The sequence below is a fragment of the Pasteurella canis genome (genome assembly GCF_900454865.1).
In the GTDB taxonomy this organism is placed as follows: Bacteria; Pseudomonadota; Gammaproteobacteria; order Enterobacterales; family Pasteurellaceae; genus Pasteurella; species Pasteurella canis.
Genome location: NZ_UGTV01000015.1, coordinates 935,509 through 952,089 on the forward strand (window position 1 = coordinate 935,509; position 16,581 = coordinate 952,089).

The window sequence follows — 16,581 nt, forward strand, 5'->3', positions numbered from 1 at the left end:
TGGAAATATTAGTATTTTCACTGAAATATCATTTCGGGCTGAATTCTACACGGATATATTATGAATTATTTTTTTACATTTTTATTGCAAAATCTACTACCTTTTGCCTTACTCCTTGGTTGTGCTTGGTCATATTATCCGCAAGTTAAAACCAAACCGCTTATTTGGATTTCTATCATCAGCTTTACTTTAGGAGTGATAACAATTCTTCATCTGCCAAGAAGTCAAACTGTCAATTTAATCCTAACAAGCTTTATCCTAGTTAGCCTAATTTTGTTTTATATTTGCCAATTTTTTCACACCTATAAAATAGCCTATCTATGGCACGTACTACTAACATTTATCGCAGGAGTTTTTTGGGGAAAAGATCCTAATCTTTCTGCAATTACCAACACCGATGTTATCAATACTGATTTTATTTTGCATAGTAGTGCAATTATTCTTGGCATCCTACTCTGCTTATTCGTTACAATCTGGATTAATATTTTATTAAAGCAATGCAAAATACAAAACAGACTAACTGTACTCTCTTATTTTATTACAACATTAGTGACATTACTTCTGATTACACCACTATTTGGCGATCTACTACTGACTTTAATGAAATTACAGATAATAGACTTAACAAAACCACGCCTTAGCTTCGTTGCTAAATCAGGTAATATAGCCAACTTCTTTAACTACATTCATACTGTCATATTATTTATTGTTATTCTTGCGTTTACTATCAATATTCACTTCGTGCGAAAACATGCGATGCAACAGGAGTCTCAACCGATCGAAAAACGCAAAAAACAAGCCGCACTTTTAGTGTCACATCGCTTAATTTTTTGGGGCATAGTCATCATTTTCTTAATATTAAGCACTCAACTTTACTGGGATAAAATCGCCTCCCAACCGCCACGTTTATCTGAAGCAACACCTGTTCAAATGGATAACAATAACCAAGTTTCTATTCCAATTGAGAAAGTAAAAGATGGTAAACTCCACCGTTTTGTTTGGATTGCTGATGATGGTAAAGCAGTACGCTTCTTCTTAATTAATCGTTTACCCGATCGCCTCAGTTTAGCCGCTGTATTTGATGCCTGTATTTTATGTGGTGATCAAGGATATGTGATGGAAGGCGATCAAGTCGTCTGTGTTGGCTGTGGTGTAAGAATGTTTATTCCTTCCATTGGTAAACCAGGTGGTTGTAATCCTGTCCCTATTGAAAATTGGCAACAAAATGATACACATGTGATTATTACGAAAAAAAGTTTAGAAGAGGGATTAAACTATTTTTCTACTATCGTCGAAATTGATGTTATTGATCCTGTTGATCATACTCAACTAAAAAATACGAAAACAGAACATAAATATAGCTATGAAGGTAAAACCTACTTCTTTGCTAATGACAAAAACCTCAATTTATTCCGCGAAGAGCCAGAAAAATATCTCAAAATTGAAGGAGGTCAATAATGTTAACTCGTATGCTCATTCAGTCTTGGCGCTTTGGTTTAAAACGTAAATTACTGGCTATTGTTACCATTTTCCTCGCTGCGGGCTTAGTCTCTGCCTTACTCGCAGTCTCTATTGATATTGGCGATAAAATGGCTCGCGAGCTAAAATCTTATGGGGCAAACATTTTAGTTGAGCCTGCCAGTAGTGCTATCCTGCCGCAAGATGTAAATGGAGCAAGCTCACTGGCAAGCCAAGACTTTCTTGACGAAAAAGAATTAGCCAATGTTAAAGACATTTTCTGGCGTAATAATATTGTTGGTTTCGCTCCACTTTTAAATGCAGAGGTACAGGCACAAAAAATCGATCAAAATGCAGTGCAAACAGTCCAAATTTTAGGCACATTCTTCGACCATCAAATTGCCATTCCCGATGAAGAGGATTATCACACAGGACAAAAGATCATTAGTCCATATTGGAAAGTTCAAGGCGAATGGGTAGATGATCGAAAAGATGATTTCACTGATCTCATCCCTGCTCTAATTGGTGAACAATTGTCAAAAACAACACAATGGCAACAAGGCGATCAAATACAACTTAACTATCAAGAGGCTGAATTTACTCATCAATTACGTGTTGAAATTAAAGGTATTCTTGCTACGGGTGGACAAGAAGAAAAACAACTTGTCCTGCCATTAAGTGCGGTACAAGATCTACTAGGTTTACAAGGTAAAATACAAGCAATTAAAGTATCGGCGCTTACCGTCCCTGAAAATGCACTTTCACGTAAGGCACGTGCAAATGTCGATGGACTAGATGCTGAAGAATATGACCGTTGGTATTGTACAGCCTATGTTTCCTCTATCTCACACCAACTTGAAGAGGCTATTTCAGGAGCTATAGTGCGTCCAATCTGGCAAGTTGCAGCATCTGAAGGTGTAGTCATTGAAAAAATTCAACTACTACTCGCTGTAGTCACAATTGCTGCCTTAATTGCTGCTGCAATGGGAATTGCCTCATTAATGACTACAACCATCATTGAGCGAAGCAAAGAGATTGGTTTGATGAAGGCTCTTGGTGCATATCAATGGCAAATTGTACTCTTATTTTATTGTGAAGCTATCATTAGTGGATTATTAGGGGGTATTGCTGGTTGTATCGCAGGTTGGGGATTAGCAAAATTTATTGGTACCACATTATTCGGTGCACCACTAGATTTTGCATGGATTGTGGTGCCTTGCGTATTAGTACTCTCAATACTTATTGCTCTAATCGGTACATGGTTCCCTGCACATCGTATTGCACGCTTGTATCCAGTGGAGGTGCTTTATGGTCGCCAATAAGTCAAAATCTATGTTTTGGCGTTTAATTTTACGCGCTTTACGTTTACGCTTGCAGCGTGTATTTATCATCTTTGCAGCCTTAACCGTTGGTGCCAGCATTGTCACCGCAATGGCTGCCGTCTATTTTGATATCAATACGAAAATGAGCCAAGAGTTACGTACTTTTGGGGCGAATTTCTATATTGGACCAACTACCAGTGGCTTAATTCAAGAACAACAATTACAACAAATCCTTACTCAAGCGCCGCAAGGTTTTATCACTGCAGCAAGCCCCTACTTATATGGTATTACACGCAGTGAACTAGAAAAAATTGTCCTCATGGGAGTATGGTTTGAAGATATGAAAACTTTAGCGCCCTACTGGCAAATTACAGGCTCACAAATTGGCGTCAATTTTGATGACCGTAATGCAATGATTGGTAAAACATTAGCAGAACGCTTAAATTTAAAAGTGGGAGATAAAATTACACTTAGTAAAAATGCTGTAGAAAAGCAGAGTTTTAATATTAAAGCTATCATTGAGTCAGGTGATGCTACTGACAATATGTTAATTGTCAACTTAGAATTTGCTCAAAATTGGTTAGAAAAAGAAGGGCAAGCAACAAACGCCTTATTAAATGTTAAAAATGATCAAGGACAAGTGGAAGCCTTTGCAACACAATTACAACAACATTATCCTGATTTAGAAATTCGCCCTATTCGTAAAGTTTCTGCTTCTGAAGGGCAAATTTTAGATAAAATTAAAGGCTTAATGGGTTTAATATCAATCGTTATCTTAATTCTTGCCACATTATGTGTGAATACAACATTAATTGCGATTGTTGGTGAACGAGCGAAAGAATTTGCATTACAAAAAGCATTAGGCGCTAAACAACAAGATATTATTAGGCAAATTGGCACAGAAACATTCATTATTGCACTTTGTGCTATTATCACGGGATTAATCATCGGCTATTTACTAGCACAAATTCTAGGATTGACTGTTTTCAAAGCCTATATTGATATGCGATTACCTGTTATACCTATTACGATTATCTTATCATTATTAGTCGCATTCATTGCTGTCATTGTACCAACACGACGCGCTTTAGATATCCAAACTGCCAATGTATTAAAAGGCGAATAATGTGCTATAACACGATTGTAAAAATATAATACAGTACAGCAGAAAACCTCCTGTAGTACTCACTTAGCAAAAGGTAGACTATGTCAAACTATGTCATTGAAACACAGCATTTATACAAACGATTTGATCAAGTGACCGCACTTGAAGATATCAATATCCAAATAAAAAAAGGTGAATTCGTTGCAATTATGGGGGCTTCTGGCTCAGGTAAAACTACATTAATGAACATTCTCACAGGCTTAGATACAGCGTCTGAAGGGAAAGTTATCTTAGATGGTATTGATGCGGCACAACTTGATGAGGTTGGTCGGCAACGTTTTCGGGCTGAAAAAATTGGTTTAGTATTTCAACAATTTCATTTAATCCCATATCTCACTGCACTTGAAAATGTCATGCTAGCTCAACACTACCATAGCGTGATTGATGAAGAGACAGCCAAAGTAGTACTAAAACAAGTAGGGCTAGATCATCGTTTTGATCATCGACCAAGTCAGCTATCAGGTGGGGAACAGCAACGAGTATGTATTGCCCGAGCATTAGTTAACCAACCACCTGTCATCTTCGCAGATGAGCCAACGGGAAATCTGGATGAAAAAAACGAACAACTCGTGCTAGATTTATTGATTGAATTGAATAAGCAAGGTAGAACTGTTGTCATGGTGACGCATAATCCAGAGCTAGGCAAGTTAACACATCGTACAATTTTCTTACAACATGGTAAATTTCTACGAGAAGAACATAATGAAAATTAATGACCTTCTAACTGCATTACTCAAACTCATACTGCTAAGTGTGGTCTGTTTTTCTTTGATGTCATGTAAAGAGCAACAAGCTGTTGTTGGGCAATCCGCTCCAGATATTGCAGCATTTGATTTACAAGGGAATAAAGTGAGTCTCTCTGATTGGAAAGGAAAAACGATTATCCTTAATTTCTGGTCTGAAACTTGTGGAATTTGTATTAATGAATTGAAATCATTTGAACAATTTATGCAAAATTACCCTAACAATAATTTACATATTATTGCAATGAATATTGATGGTGAGAAAATAGATACTCAAGCTACTGTAACTAAAAGGAAAATTCAGCTTCCAGTAGTTAAAGATCAGCTTAAGATCAGTGCAGAACGCTATCAATTAATTGGTACCCCCACCTCTTTCGTTATTGACCCAGAAGGGAAAATCCTTTATAAATTCGAGGGCTTAATTCCCCCTAAAGATTTACATTTACTCTTTAAAGGCTAAATAATGAAAAAAATTTACTCTACTCTATTAATTATGAGCTGCGCAATTTCAACAGCACAAGCAGAAGTAAGCGCAGAACGTGGAAAGCAATTATTCAAACCTTGTGCATTTTGTCATGGTAATAATGCGGAAAAATCAGCATTAAATCAATCACGGCCACTAAAAGACTTAGCGGCAAACGAGATTATCAATGCGTTAAAAGCGCGTAAAGATGGGCAAGTTGTAGGTGCTGGCAATGCCGCTAAATCTCGCTTATCTGATGAAGATATGCAAAGTATCGCGAAATTTATCGAAACATTAAAATAGAATTAACTTTGATGGCGTAATAATAGTACGCCATTTTCTTACACTTTCAGCTAAACAAAATCGTATGACCCGAATTAATCTTGTATCACCAACTGAACTTTGCGACCAGCACTTACTTGCAGAACATCGTGAATTAACTCGTATACCGAATGCAGTGGCAAAAGGAAAATATGATTTAACTGGTCAACCCGATGATTATAAATTAGGTACTGGACATGTTCGTTTTTTCTTTAATAAACTCACTTTTCTAAAAAAACGTTATGATTTATTACATCACGAATGTAAAGCACGTGGTTTTAATGTGCAATACATTTGGCCACAGAACTTACCTACTGATAAAAAATTGTGGTTAGATTATCAGCCAAGCGAACAGGCATTAAAAATAAACCAAGCACGTATTTTAGAAAGAATGCCTGCTAAAGCTCGATTTACACCTGCAAAATTATAGTTTAAATAACCAATCGTCTTCCTTTGGCATTTGCAAATAAAAACCTTGCTGTTGAATCTGTTCTAATACTTGTTTTTTATCTGCATTAACCAAAAGTTTATTGCCTGCGAGATTAAACATCATCACAAAAATAGGCACACCAAACGCCTCTCTTAATCCTTCTGGTACAGGATCAAATTGATCTCGCTTAGCAACATATAAATATGTCCCAACTCTTCGTTGACTTTTATAAATTGCACATAACATTGATTTACTTCCAATTTTGGCAAAAAAGATTTGCTGATCCTAACACAATTCTTTATGATTAAAACAGACAATTTGTTTATTTGGACTCAATTATGGCACAGGATATTGTAGAATTTCGCACAGGACAATTTTCATCAATTTTTATTACATTAAATAGCTCAAGTCTTACCGTCATCAAACGTTCATTAGCCCAAAAAGTCAAATCATCGCCATCTATTTTCCAAAATATTGCCGTTATCCTTCAATTTACATCCGCTCTTGAAAAAGTGAATTTAGAGATTCTAAAATCGCTTTTCGCAGAATTTAATATCCAAATTATTGGCGTATCTGATTGGAAAAACCACCTACAAAAAGAACTCATTATAGCAGCTGGTCTTCCTTTATTAGGAAAAAGTGGAGAATTTTCTGATATCTTACCTGAACCACGTTATTTACCCGTCAAAATCATCGATCAACATGTTGAAAATAAACAAGTTATTTATGCTAAAAATAGTGATTTAATTATTCATGGTAATGTTGAGCAAGGTGCTGAGGTCGCTGCTGATGGAAACATCCATATTTATGGAAAACTGTTAGGAAGAGCAATGGCTGGTGTAAATACTAATTCAGGCTCTGTCTATACTCAATACTTAAACGCTGAATTTATTGCCGTCAGCAGCCGCTTCCTATATCAAGAAAAGATACCTGCAGAATATCTATATAAAGCAGTACGTATTTTTGCTGAAAAAGATAAATTAAACTTTCAATATTTACTCAGCCAATAAAATAAATCAAAAAACCACCTTTTTCAAGGTGGTTTTTATCACTTAGAATTATTGTTTCGGTAAAACAACTTCTTCTGCTTTTTCTTTTACCTCTTCTTTCATTTCAGCTGCTTTTTCCGCTGTAGCATCTTTTGCTTCCGCCATCGCTGCTTTCGCTTCTTCCATTTTAACCGCAGCAGCTTCTTTCATTTCTGTGGCTTTTTCTGCTGCAGTCTCTTTTGCCTCTGTCATCGCTGCCTTCGCTTCTTCCATTTTAACAGCAGCAGCCTCTTTCATTTCTGTGGCTTTTTCTGCTGCAGTCTCTTTTGCTTCTGTCATTGCTGCTTTCGCTTCTTCCATTTTAACAGCAGCAGCCTCTTTCATTTCTGTGGCTTTTTCTGCTGCAGTCTCTTTTGCTTCTGTCATTGCTGCTTTCGCTTCTTCCATTTTAACAGCAGCAGCTTCTTTCATTTCTGTGGCTTTTTCTGCAGCGGAATCTTTAACTTCTTTTGCGGCTTCAACTACTGAGTTTTTCACTTCACCCGCTGCACTGACTACGGTCTCTTTTGTTTCAACAACGCTAGCTTTTGCCTTCTCTACTTCTTGACTCGCTTTGCTATCTTTATCAAAACAACCTGTTACAGTTAAACTCGCACCTAATACTAATGCAGCTAATACTGATTTTTTCATCATTTCTCCTAAACTTTACTAAAGTTTTCAAATAAAAAACTCACAAAGAATATCACTTTGCTGGATATAGTGTGTATTAAATTACATAAAAAAGAAATCATTATTTACATTTTTTACGAAACAAAAAATAATTTTTACAACAGTAAAATATTTGAATGAACAAATAACAAATTGAATTTAATGAAAAAATAGATAAATCTATTTATTTTATGTGAAGTAATGTAAATAATTGAACTTTCAAAATTGTTTAAATTTAATACAAAAATATTGAATACCATTACATTATCTTATGATAATGAATTATTCTGGATATTTTGTCTTTACTACAGTCCCCATCTCACCATCCCATTCAATTTGTGCAATAGTTGAAGGATAAAAGCTCACTGAATTACGCCCACATAATGCGGCAACAATTTCCCCCACTAAAGGTAAATGTGAAACGAGCAGAACAGATTCAATGCCTTGTTCAGCTAAAACACTAAGATAGCTCACGACAGTATGTGCATTGCCATAAGGTGTAATTGCATCCCAAGTTTCAACTTTGCTTAATAGCTGATCATTATGGATTTGATTGATCTGTTCAAAAGTTTGTTGTGCCCTAATATAGGGGCTCACAATTACATGTCCTAAAAGTGCGGTCGATTTTAGCCAAGTGCCTTGTGCAATAGCTTGCTGTATTCCACGACTATTCAAACAACGATCTTTATCGGATCTTGACATCAATTCTGCTTCACCGTGACGCATCACAAAAATATCCATAGAAAATTCTCAATAAGACAAAAACAAACTGAGCACAATAAGGCTCAGTTGATAAACCATGAAATGATCAATTTGTGCGAACAGCATCCGCAATTTCTTCTGCACATTGTTGAGCAAGCTCTCCATCTTCACACTCGACCATTACTCGAATTAATGGCTCAGTACCTGATTTACGTAATAAAATACGCCCTTTCCCAACAAGTCTTTTTTCAACATCGGCAGCAATAGCCTTTACTGCCTCTGTTTCAAGTGGATTAGAACCGCCAACAAAGCGCACATTAATTAATACCTGTGGAAACAATGGCACAGCACTTGCTAATTCATTTAAAGATAATTTATGCTGAACCATCGCGGTTAATACTGCTAATGAAGCAATAATACCGTCCCCTGTCGTATTTTTATCTGCAATGATAATATGGCCTGAATTTTCACCACCATATAACCAACCTTTCTCTTGCATTTTTTCTAACACATAGCGATCACCTACATTAGCACGCACAAATGGTATAGCAAGTTGCTTGAGTGCTAATTCAAGGCTCATATTGCTCATTAATGTGCCAACTACACCACCTTTTAGGTTACCAGCACGTAATGCTTCACGTGCAATAATAAATAAAATTTGATCACCATCTACTTTATTACCTAGATGATCAACCATAATTAAGCGATCCCCATCACCATCATAAGCTAAGCCAACATCCGCTTTTACTTCTAGTACTTTATCTTGTAATGCTTTAATATCTGTTGCACCACATTTTTCATTAATATTCATGCCATTGGGTTTAGTTCCGATCTCAATGACTTCTGCCCCTAATTCACGCATAACATTAGGTGCAATGTGGTAAGTCGCGCCATTTGCACAATCGACAACAATTTTATAATTTTCAAGGCTCAAATGTGCAGGAAAGGTTCCTTTGCAAAACTCAATATAACGACCAGCAGCATCAGTAATACGGCTCGCACGACCAAGATCAGCTGATTCAACGCAATCCATCGATTGGTCAAGCATTGCTTCAATCGCCTCTTCAACATCATCAGGTAATTTAGTTCCCTGTGCTGAGAAAAACTTAATTCCATTATCATAATAAGGATTATGTGATGCAGAAATAACTATCCCTGCTTCTGCACGAAAAGTACGTGTCAAATAAGCAATCGCTGGAGTTGGCATTGGTCCCGTAAATGCCGCAGATAGTCCAGCAGCAGCTAGACCAGCCTCTAATGCTGATTCGAGCATATAGCCAGAAATGCGAGTATCTTTACCAATTAATACAGTACGTGAACCTTGTGTTGCCAATACTTTACCCGCAGCCCAGCCTAATTTAAGTGCAAAATCAGGAGTAATTGGTGCGCTACCTACTTTTCCACGCACTCCATCTGTGCCAAAATATTTACGTTCTGCCATTTTAATTGTCCCTTTAATTAAATATATTGTTGTGTCTCTTGCCAAATTTTTAGTGCATCTGCTGTTTCGTCCACATCATGTACCCGCAAAATCTTTGCACCATTCATCGCAGCAATCAGAGCCCCTGCTACACTACCGATCATTCGTTGATCTACTGTTTTATTTAACACAGCACCAATCATCGACTTTCTTGACAACCCAGCCAATACAGGTCGCCCTGCTGTACAAAAGTGCGGTAAGTTTTGGAGTAATTTATAGTTATGCTCAACAGTTTTACCAAAACCAAATCCCATATCCCAAATGATATTTTCTTTACGAACACCAGCTTGGATACATTCTGCTGTACGTTGTTGTAAAAAAGAAAATACCTCTGTCACAACATCATCATATTGTGGAGCATTTTGCATTGTACGAGGCTCTCCTTGCATATGCATAAGACATACTGGTAAATCAAGCTGTACTGCTGTTTTTAACGCATTTTCTTCACGTAAGGCTCGAATATCATTAATTAAATCCATACCAACTTGTGCTGCGGCTTTCATGACTTCAGATTTTGAGGTATCTACTGAAATCCAACAATCAAAATTGTAACTGACTGCTTCAACAACAGGTATAACACGTGCTAACTCTTGCTCAAGACTTACTTCATCAGCCATCGGTCGTGTTGATTCGCCACCAATATCAATAATCGTCGCACCCGCTTTAAGCATTTTCTCTACATGAAAAAGCGCTTTATCCAAAGAAAAGAATTGTCCACTATCAGAAAAAGAATCAGGTGTAAAATTAAGAATACCCATAATTTGAGGAGTTGATAAATCTAGGACTTTATTATTCGCGTATAGTTTCATTGATTATTGCCATGAGAAAAATTGTTGCTAATTATAGCGAAATATGGACGGGGAAAAAATAACTTCTTACAAAACGAGTAATAAAGCTAACAAAAAAACCTCTTTAACTTGCATTAAAGAGGTTTTATCTATGAGGATTTAATTTATTCTAAGATTCTTTAGTTTCTGTCTCTTCAGCTTTTTCAACTGTACTGTCTTGTTCAGTATTGCTAGTTGATTTTGCTTGTGAACGTTCAGTTTCTTCCCAGCCTGATGGTGGCGTAACAGGTTGACGCTGCATGAGCTGTTCAATTTGTTCTTCTTCAATAGTTTCATATTTTACCAATGCGTCTTTCATCGCATGTAAAATATCCATATTATCAACTAAGATCTGTCTTGCACGCTCATAATTACGTGTCACAATGGCTCTCACCTCTTCATCAATCAGATGCGCTGTTTCATCAGACATATGTTTTGCTTTCGCCATTGAACGCCCTAAAAACACTTCACCATCATCTTCTGAATACAGAATAGGACCAAGTTTGTCAGAAAAGCCCCATTGTGTCACCATATTACGAGCAATATTAGTTGCTACTTTAATATCATTTGAAGCACCCGTTGAAATATTTTCTTCACCATAAATAAGATCTTCAGCTAAACGCCCAGCATACAGTGTAGATAACTTACTTTCCAATTGTTTTTGACTGATACTGACTTGATCGCCTTCTGGCAAAAAGAAAGTCACACCTAATGCACGGCCACGTGGAATGATCGTTACTTTATGTACAGGATCATGTTCAGGTACTAAATATCCAACAATAGCATGACCCGCTTCATGGTAGGCAGTAGATTCTTTTTGTTTCTCTGTCATAATCATAGTACGGCGTTCAGGTCCCATATTAATTTTGTCTTTCGCTTTTTCAAACTCAAGCATTGTGACTAAACGCTTATTCGTGCGTGCCGCAAATAAGGCAGCCTCATTAACTAAATTGGCTAAATCTGCTCCTGAATAACCAGGTGTACCTCTCGCTAATGTCATTGCGTCCACATCAGGTGCAATTGGCACTTTACGCATATGTACTTTTAAGATCTGCTCGCGACCGCGTACATCTGGCAAGCCGACAACAACTTGGCGGTCAAAACGACCTGGGCGAGTCAGTGCTGGGTCTAGTACATCTGGACGGTTAGTTGCTGCAATCACAATTACTCCTTCATTGCCTTCAAAACCATCCATTTCGACGAGCATCTGGTTTAAAGTTTGCTCACGTTCATCATGACCTCCCCCTAAACCTGCACCACGCTGACGACCAACAGCATCAATTTCATCAATAAAGATCAAACAAGGTGCATTCTTCTTCGCTTGTTCAAACATATCACGCACACGAGAAGCACCGACACCAACAAACATCTCAACAAAATCTGAACCTGAAATGGTAAAAAATGGGACTTTTGCTTCCCCTGCAATTGCTTTTGCTAATAATGTTTTACCTGTTCCTGGTGGACCAACCATTAAGATACCTTTAGGAATCTTACCGCCTAATTTTTGAAATTTGGCAGGATCTCGTAAAAAATCAACAATTTCACCTACTTCTTCTTTCGCTTCATCACAGCCAGCAACATCGGCAAAGGTCGTTTTGATTTGCTCTTGCGTCATCATACGCGCACGGCTTTTACCAAAACTCATCGCTTTGTTACCACCACCTTGCATTTGGCGCATAAAGAACAACCAAACCCCAATTAACAATAACATTGGGAACCAAGAAATTAAGATTTGTGAGAAGAATCCACGTTTTTCAGGTGGAGTACCTTCAATTTTGACTTTTTTATTTAATAAATCATTTAATAACTTGTCATCATTTAATGGCATCACAGTGGTATACTTTGAACCATCCGCTTTGGTCACATAAATTTCGTTGTAATCAAAACGAGCTTGACGAACCTGATCATTACCTAAATCAGTAATGAAAGTTGTATAGTCAGTGGAATTTCCTGACGAAGTCGAATTAAAGCCTTGGTATGCCGTCATCATCACGACAGCAACTACAATCCAAAGGACTAAATTTTTTACCATATCGTTCAAGGTTTAACCTCTTTTTGTCTAACGTTAATAATTTGTTGCAAGATTACTATATTTGTTATGAAATTGGAAATTATCTTATCAATAGCTAATATTTAGCGAAATGACTTTCAAAATTGAATTTTTCTAATATTTATAACCTGTTGCAACAATATACACCTCACGAGAACGTCCTCGAGAAGCCTCAGGTTTCCGTACTTTTACAACACTAAAGAGAGAGCGGATCTCTTTTAAGTATTCATCAAAACCTTCACCCTGAAAAACTTTGACGACAAAACTACCTTTTGTCGCTAATACTTGCTTACACATATCTAATGCAAGTTCTACTAAATACATAGCACGTGGAATATCAACTGACGGCATACCACTAAAATTTGGCGCCATGTCAGACATCACTACGTTTACTTTTCCTTCACCAACACGGTTTAACAAGGCTGATAACACATTTTCATCACGAAAATCACCTTGTAAAAAATCAACACCAGCAATGGGATCCATTTCTAGTATATCACAGGCAATAACACGTCCTTTATCACCAATTTGACTCACAACATATTGTGACCAACCGCCTGGCGCAGCACCAAGATCAACCACTGTCATGTCAGGCTTAAATAGACGATCTGTTTGTTGAATTTCATCTAATTTAAAATAGGCACGTGAACGCAATTTTTGCTTATGTGCTTTTTGTACAAAAGGATCTTTAAAATGTTCATTTAACCAGCGAGAAGAGCTTGCTGAACGTTTTTTCTTTCCCATAAATGACTTCTATTACCTAAATGTTTTTTGAATATGGGGCATTATACACAAGTTTCAAGGCTAATTTAGTAGAAAAAATAGATTACAGAATAAATTAAATTGCAAATTTCGCTTTTCTAGTTATTCGCAAATACAATTGATTTATAACAGCCCACACTTCTCTTGCTTACTTTGCCTTTAAACTGTCATAAAACTGTCATATTTCCTCTCTAAAATATCTCACGCTACTACAAAGTAGTGATTATAAACTTAAAAGGAGTAATATTTATGACCAAACGTGTAATGCTTTTATCTATTCTTTTAGGTGCATTCACTTTCACTGCTAATGCGGAAACAATTACGGGTGCAGGAGCATCTTTTCCTTACCCAATTTATGCTAAATGGGCATCAATGTATGAAAAACAAACTGGCCATAAAGTCAATTATCAATCTATTGGATCAGGAGGTGGACAACAACAAATCATTGCCAAGACAATTGATTTTGGTGCCTCAGATGATCCAATGAAAGCAGAACAACTCACACAACATCAACTTCTTCAATTTCCAGCAATTATTGGCGGTACAGTCCCTGTCATCAATATCCCTGAAATCAAAGCTGGAGAACTCAAACTGTCAGGTCAGGTACTTGCTGATATTTTTTTAGGCAAAATCAAAAAATGGAACGATCCTGCTATCGCTGCTCTAAATTATGGTATGGCATTGCCCGATAAAACGATCATTGTTGTGCATCGTTCAGACGGTTCAGGCACCACATTCGGTTGGACCAACTATTTATCTAAAGTGTCAACAGAATGGCAAGAAAAAGTAGGACAAGGTAAATCCGTGAAATGGCCAACAGGACAAGGTGGAAAAGGTAATGAAGGTGTTGCTGCTTATGTCAGCAAAATCAAATATTCCATTGGCTATGTAGAATATGCTTATGCTAAACAAAACCATTTATCTTGGACAGCTTTACAAAATAAAGCAGGTCAATTTGTTCAACCTTCAAGTGATAGTTTTATGGCAGCTGCAGCTAATGCTAATTGGGAAAGTGCGGTCGGAATGGGTGTGATTTTAACGAATGAAGAGGGAGAAAAATCATGGCCAATTACAGCAGCTAGCTTCATCTTATTACATAAAAATGCTGAAAAACCAGCGCAAACTAAATCAGTATTTGATTTCTTTGATTGGGCATTTAAACAAGGGAAACAAGCAGCAATAGAGCTTGATTATGTCCCCTTACCTGACGAAGTCATCAATAAAATTCAGCAACAATGGAAAACCGATGTAAAAGCAACGAATGGTACTGTTATTTGGCACTAGGGGCTTAGGGCAGATATCCTCTGCCCTTCTCATTAAAATAAGATTAAGAAGGTGATTATGTCACTCAATCATAAAACACAAACAGAACTGAACAAGCTAAATCATCATTTCATTGAGCTTTTTTTTAAAAACATGACACGCTTTTTTGCCGTATTCGTTTTTTTAATCTTAGCCGCTGTGATGATTTCGTTAATTATTGGAAGTTGGGATTCATTAAGTCAATTTGGACTCAGGTTTCTTTGGATAAATGATTGGAACCCCGTACAAAATAGCTATGGGGCACTAGTCCCAATTATTGGGACTTTGATTACTTCATTTTTAGCTCTGCTGATTGCTGTCCCTATTTCTTTTGGTATTGCAATCTTTCTTACAGAATTAGCACCAGAATGGTTGAAACGACCAATTGGTACTGCGATTGAAATGTTGGCTGCAATTCCTTCGATTATTTATGGGATGTGGGGGCTATTTATTTTTGTTCCACTCTTCCAAGAACACCTTCAACCAAGTCTGATCGATTGGTTTGGTGAGCTACCTATACTGCATTATCTATTTTCAGGCGCCCCTTTTGGTATCGGTTTATTCACGGCAGGTTTAGTCCTCGCAATTATGATTATTCCGTTTATTGCGTCTGTAATGCGAGATGTTTTTACAATTGTACCTGCAATCTTAAAAGAATCTGCTTATGGATTAGGAGCAACAACTTGGGAAGTCATGTGGAAAGTTGTATTGCCGTACACTAAAACAGGCGTTGTTGGTGGAATAATGCTTGGTCTTGGGCGTGCATTAGGTGAAACAATGGCTGTGACATTTGTTATTGGTAATGCCTTTCATTTACCTGAATCCTTATTTTCTCCCTCGACTTCTATTGCATCCTCCATCGCAAACGAATTTAACGAGGCAAGTGGTTTACAGAAAGCAGCCTTGATGGAGCTTGGTTTAATTTTATTCCTAATTACTACTATTGTGTTATCACTCTCCCGCCTCTTAATTATGCGTATTGAGAAAAAAGAAGGACGTCGCTAATGAGTAAAACTCACTTCCATTGTCGTAAACTCAAAAATAAATTTATGCTAACTCTCTCCTTTCTTGCCGTGGGATTTGGATTATTTTGGTTATGTTGGATTATTTTGACTTTGATTACTAAAGGCATTCCAGCACTTTCTATACAATTATTTTTACAGCCAACACCCGCCCCTAATGAATCGGGTGGTCTTCTCAATGCAGTTATTGGTTCTACCATGATGATTATCGTCAGTACCGCCATTGGGACACCTATCGGCATTCTAGCAGGTACCTATTTGGCAGAATACGGCCGTTATAGCAAATTAGCGAAAGTGACAAGGTTCTTAAATGATGTCTTACTTTCAGCACCGTCTATTGTGATTGGCTTATTCATTTATGCCATTTATGTGTCACAAGTGAAACATTATTCAGGCTGGGCTGGCTCATTGGCACTAGCGATGATCATGATTCCTGTTATCGTACGTACTACAGATAATATGCTCAATTTAGTACCTAATAATTTACGTGAAGCTGCTGCATCATTAGGTTGCCCACAATGGCGTGTGATAACGATGATTTGTTATCGTGCAGCACGTTCAGGGATTTTAACAGGTGTGCTCCTTTCTATTGCACGTATTTCAGGTGAAACCGCACCGTTGTTATTTACTGCTTTGTCAAACCAATTTACTTCATTCGATATGAATGGCCCAATGGCAAATATTCCTGTTGTGATTTATCAATTTGCTGCCAGCCCATTCCAAGACTGGAATGAACTTGCTTGGGCAGGTGCTACGCTGATCACCCTGTTTGTTTTATTACTCAATATTTTTGCTCGTGTTTTCTTCCCACAGAAAACGAAATAATCAATGGAGATA

18 protein-coding genes are annotated in these 16,581 nt (G+C 37.2%); 11 read left to right on the top strand and 7 right to left on the bottom strand.

Annotation, left to right across the window (positions count from 1 at the left end; all coding sequences use genetic code 11):
• Window positions 1-60 precede the first annotated feature (60 nt).
• The 7 genes from DYE19_RS05010 to DYE19_RS05040 all read left to right on the top strand — a co-directional run bounded on the left by DYE19_RS05010 (window position 61) and on the right by DYE19_RS05040 (window position 5,902).
• Window positions 61-1,458 (top strand): Fe-S-containing protein, encoded by a 1,398-nt coding sequence (locus DYE19_RS05010; protein WP_115322832.1) that lies wholly within the window; start codon window positions 61-63, stop codon window positions 1,456-1,458.
• A complete protein-coding gene (locus DYE19_RS05015; RefSeq protein ID WP_115322833.1) occupies window positions 1,458-2,780 on the top strand; it encodes an ABC transporter permease in 1,323 nt (440 codons plus the stop codon). Before DYE19_RS05010 ends, DYE19_RS05015 begins: the two co-directional genes overlap by 1 nt.
• The gene (locus DYE19_RS05020; protein WP_115322834.1) at window positions 2,767-3,906 is read left to right on the top strand and encodes an ABC transporter permease; all 1,140 of its coding nucleotides are present in this window, start codon (window positions 2,767-2,769) and stop codon (window positions 3,904-3,906) included. The genes DYE19_RS05015 and DYE19_RS05020 overlap by 14 nt, the downstream gene beginning before the upstream one ends.
• 80 nt (window positions 3,907-3,986) lie before the next feature.
• Window positions 3,987-4,658: an ABC transporter ATP-binding protein gene (locus DYE19_RS05025; RefSeq protein WP_115322835.1), complete on the top strand. Its 672-nt coding sequence runs from the start codon at window positions 3,987-3,989 to the stop codon at window positions 4,656-4,658.
• A complete protein-coding gene (locus DYE19_RS05030; protein WP_115322836.1) occupies window positions 4,648-5,148 on the top strand; it encodes a TlpA family protein disulfide reductase in 501 nt (166 codons plus the stop codon). Before DYE19_RS05025 ends, DYE19_RS05030 begins: the two co-directional genes overlap by 11 nt.
• A 3-nt stretch (window positions 5,149-5,151) precedes the next feature.
• Window positions 5,152-5,454, top strand: coding sequence for a c-type cytochrome (locus DYE19_RS05035; protein ID WP_115322837.1), 303 nt, complete (start codon window positions 5,152-5,154; stop codon window positions 5,452-5,454).
• 64 nt (window positions 5,455-5,518) lie between these two features.
• Window positions 5,519-5,902: a pyrimidine dimer DNA glycosylase/endonuclease V gene (locus tag DYE19_RS05040; RefSeq protein ID WP_115322838.1), complete on the top strand. Its 384-nt coding sequence runs from the start codon at window positions 5,519-5,521 to the stop codon at window positions 5,900-5,902.
• On the opposite strand, the gene DYE19_RS05045 is transcribed toward DYE19_RS05040, so the two are convergent.
• On the bottom strand, window positions 5,897-6,148 hold the full coding sequence (locus DYE19_RS05045; protein ID WP_049215059.1) for a YcgL domain-containing protein: 252 nt from the start codon (window positions 6,146-6,148) through the stop codon (window positions 5,897-5,899). The two genes, DYE19_RS05040 and DYE19_RS05045, sit on opposite strands and share 6 nt — an antisense overlap.
• Before the next feature lie 92 nt (window positions 6,149-6,240).
• Between DYE19_RS05045 and minC the strand changes: the two genes are divergently transcribed.
• Window positions 6,241-6,912, top strand: coding sequence for a septum site-determining protein MinC (gene minC, locus DYE19_RS05050; protein ID WP_115322839.1), 672 nt, complete (start codon window positions 6,241-6,243; stop codon window positions 6,910-6,912).
• A gap of 48 nt (window positions 6,913-6,960) precedes the next feature.
• On the opposite strand, the gene DYE19_RS05055 is transcribed toward minC, so the two are convergent.
• The 6 genes from DYE19_RS05055 to rlmE all read right to left on the bottom strand — a co-directional run bounded on the left by DYE19_RS05055 (window position 6,961) and on the right by rlmE (window position 13,402).
• Window positions 6,961-7,581: a hypothetical protein gene (locus DYE19_RS05055; protein WP_115322840.1), complete on the bottom strand. Its 621-nt coding sequence runs from the start codon at window positions 7,579-7,581 to the stop codon at window positions 6,961-6,963.
• Window positions 7,582-7,881: 300 nt separating this feature from the next.
• Window positions 7,882-8,340, bottom strand: coding sequence for a phosphohistidine phosphatase SixA (gene sixA, locus DYE19_RS05060; RefSeq protein ID WP_049215065.1), 459 nt, complete (start codon window positions 8,338-8,340; stop codon window positions 7,882-7,884).
• A 67-nt stretch (window positions 8,341-8,407) separates the two neighbouring features.
• The gene (gene glmM, locus DYE19_RS05065; protein ID WP_115322841.1) at window positions 8,408-9,742 is read right to left on the bottom strand and encodes a phosphoglucosamine mutase; all 1,335 of its coding nucleotides are present in this window, start codon (window positions 9,740-9,742) and stop codon (window positions 8,408-8,410) included.
• A 17-nt stretch (window positions 9,743-9,759) separates the two neighbouring features.
• On the bottom strand, window positions 9,760-10,590 hold the full coding sequence (gene folP / locus DYE19_RS05070) for a dihydropteroate synthase (RefSeq protein ID WP_115322842.1): 831 nt from the start codon (window positions 10,588-10,590) through the stop codon (window positions 9,760-9,762).
• Between the two features lie 148 nt (window positions 10,591-10,738).
• Complete coding sequence (ftsH, locus tag DYE19_RS05075) at window positions 10,739-12,640, bottom strand: ATP-dependent zinc metalloprotease FtsH (RefSeq protein WP_049215071.1); 1,902 nt, start codon at window positions 12,638-12,640, stop codon at window positions 10,739-10,741.
• 132 nt (window positions 12,641-12,772) lie between these two features.
• On the bottom strand, window positions 12,773-13,402 hold the full coding sequence (gene rlmE / locus DYE19_RS05080; protein WP_115322843.1) for a 23S rRNA (uridine(2552)-2'-O)-methyltransferase RlmE: 630 nt from the start codon (window positions 13,400-13,402) through the stop codon (window positions 12,773-12,775).
• A 267-nt stretch (window positions 13,403-13,669) separates the two neighbouring features.
• Between rlmE and pstS the strand changes: the two genes are divergently transcribed.
• The 3 genes from pstS to pstA are packed head-to-tail and all read left to right on the top strand — an operon-like array spanning window position 13,670 to window position 16,569.
• Window positions 13,670-14,704 carry a phosphate ABC transporter substrate-binding protein PstS gene (gene pstS, locus DYE19_RS05085; protein WP_049215075.1) on the top strand — a complete coding sequence of 345 codons (1,035 nt, stop codon included), beginning with the start codon at window positions 13,670-13,672 and terminating at the stop codon, window positions 14,702-14,704.
• Window positions 14,705-14,761: 57 nt separating this feature from the next.
• The gene (pstC, locus tag DYE19_RS05090; RefSeq protein WP_049215077.1) at window positions 14,762-15,727 is read left to right on the top strand and encodes a phosphate ABC transporter permease subunit PstC; all 966 of its coding nucleotides are present in this window, start codon (window positions 14,762-14,764) and stop codon (window positions 15,725-15,727) included.
• The gene (gene pstA / locus DYE19_RS05095) at window positions 15,727-16,569 is read left to right on the top strand and encodes a phosphate ABC transporter permease PstA (RefSeq protein ID WP_049215079.1); all 843 of its coding nucleotides are present in this window, start codon (window positions 15,727-15,729) and stop codon (window positions 16,567-16,569) included. Before pstC ends, pstA begins: the two co-directional genes overlap by 1 nt.
• Window positions 16,570-16,581 lie beyond the last annotated feature (12 nt).

Coding starts and splice junctions, on each gene's coding strand:
- glmM (WP_115322841.1), bottom strand. CDS start 9,742: ATGGCAGAACGTAAATATTTTGGCACAGATGGAGTGCGTGGAAAAGTA.
- DYE19_RS05020 (WP_115322834.1), top strand. CDS start 2,767: ATGGTCGCCAATAAGTCAAAATCTATGTTTTGGCGTTTAATTTTACGC.
- DYE19_RS05045 (WP_049215059.1), bottom strand. CDS start 6,148: ATGTTATGTGCAATTTATAAAAGTCAACGAAGAGTTGGGACATATTTA.
- ftsH (WP_049215071.1), bottom strand. CDS start 12,640: ATGGTAAAAAATTTAGTCCTTTGGATTGTAGTTGCTGTCGTGATGATG.
- DYE19_RS05030 (WP_115322836.1), top strand. CDS start 4,648: ATGAAAATTAATGACCTTCTAACTGCATTACTCAAACTCATACTGCTA.
- DYE19_RS05010 (WP_115322832.1), top strand. CDS start 61: ATGAATTATTTTTTTACATTTTTATTGCAAAATCTACTACCTTTTGCC.
- pstS (WP_049215075.1), top strand. CDS start 13,670: ATGACCAAACGTGTAATGCTTTTATCTATTCTTTTAGGTGCATTCACT.
- pstC (WP_049215077.1), top strand. CDS start 14,762: ATGTCACTCAATCATAAAACACAAACAGAACTGAACAAGCTAAATCAT.
- sixA (WP_049215065.1), bottom strand. CDS start 8,340: ATGGATATTTTTGTGATGCGTCACGGTGAAGCAGAATTGATGTCAAGA.
- folP (WP_115322842.1), bottom strand. CDS start 10,590: ATGAAACTATACGCGAATAATAAAGTCCTAGATTTATCAACTCCTCAA.
- pstA (WP_049215079.1), top strand. CDS start 15,727: ATGAGTAAAACTCACTTCCATTGTCGTAAACTCAAAAATAAATTTATG.
- DYE19_RS05035 (WP_115322837.1), top strand. CDS start 5,152: ATGAAAAAAATTTACTCTACTCTATTAATTATGAGCTGCGCAATTTCA.
- DYE19_RS05055 (WP_115322840.1), bottom strand. CDS start 7,581: ATGAAAAAATCAGTATTAGCTGCATTAGTATTAGGTGCGAGTTTAACT.
- minC (WP_115322839.1), top strand. CDS start 6,241: ATGGCACAGGATATTGTAGAATTTCGCACAGGACAATTTTCATCAATT.
- rlmE (WP_115322843.1), bottom strand. CDS start 13,402: ATGGGAAAGAAAAAACGTTCAGCAAGCTCTTCTCGCTGGTTAAATGAA.
- DYE19_RS05015 (WP_115322833.1), top strand. CDS start 1,458: ATGTTAACTCGTATGCTCATTCAGTCTTGGCGCTTTGGTTTAAAACGT.
- DYE19_RS05025 (WP_115322835.1), top strand. CDS start 3,987: ATGTCAAACTATGTCATTGAAACACAGCATTTATACAAACGATTTGAT.
- DYE19_RS05040 (WP_115322838.1), top strand. CDS start 5,519: ATGACCCGAATTAATCTTGTATCACCAACTGAACTTTGCGACCAGCAC.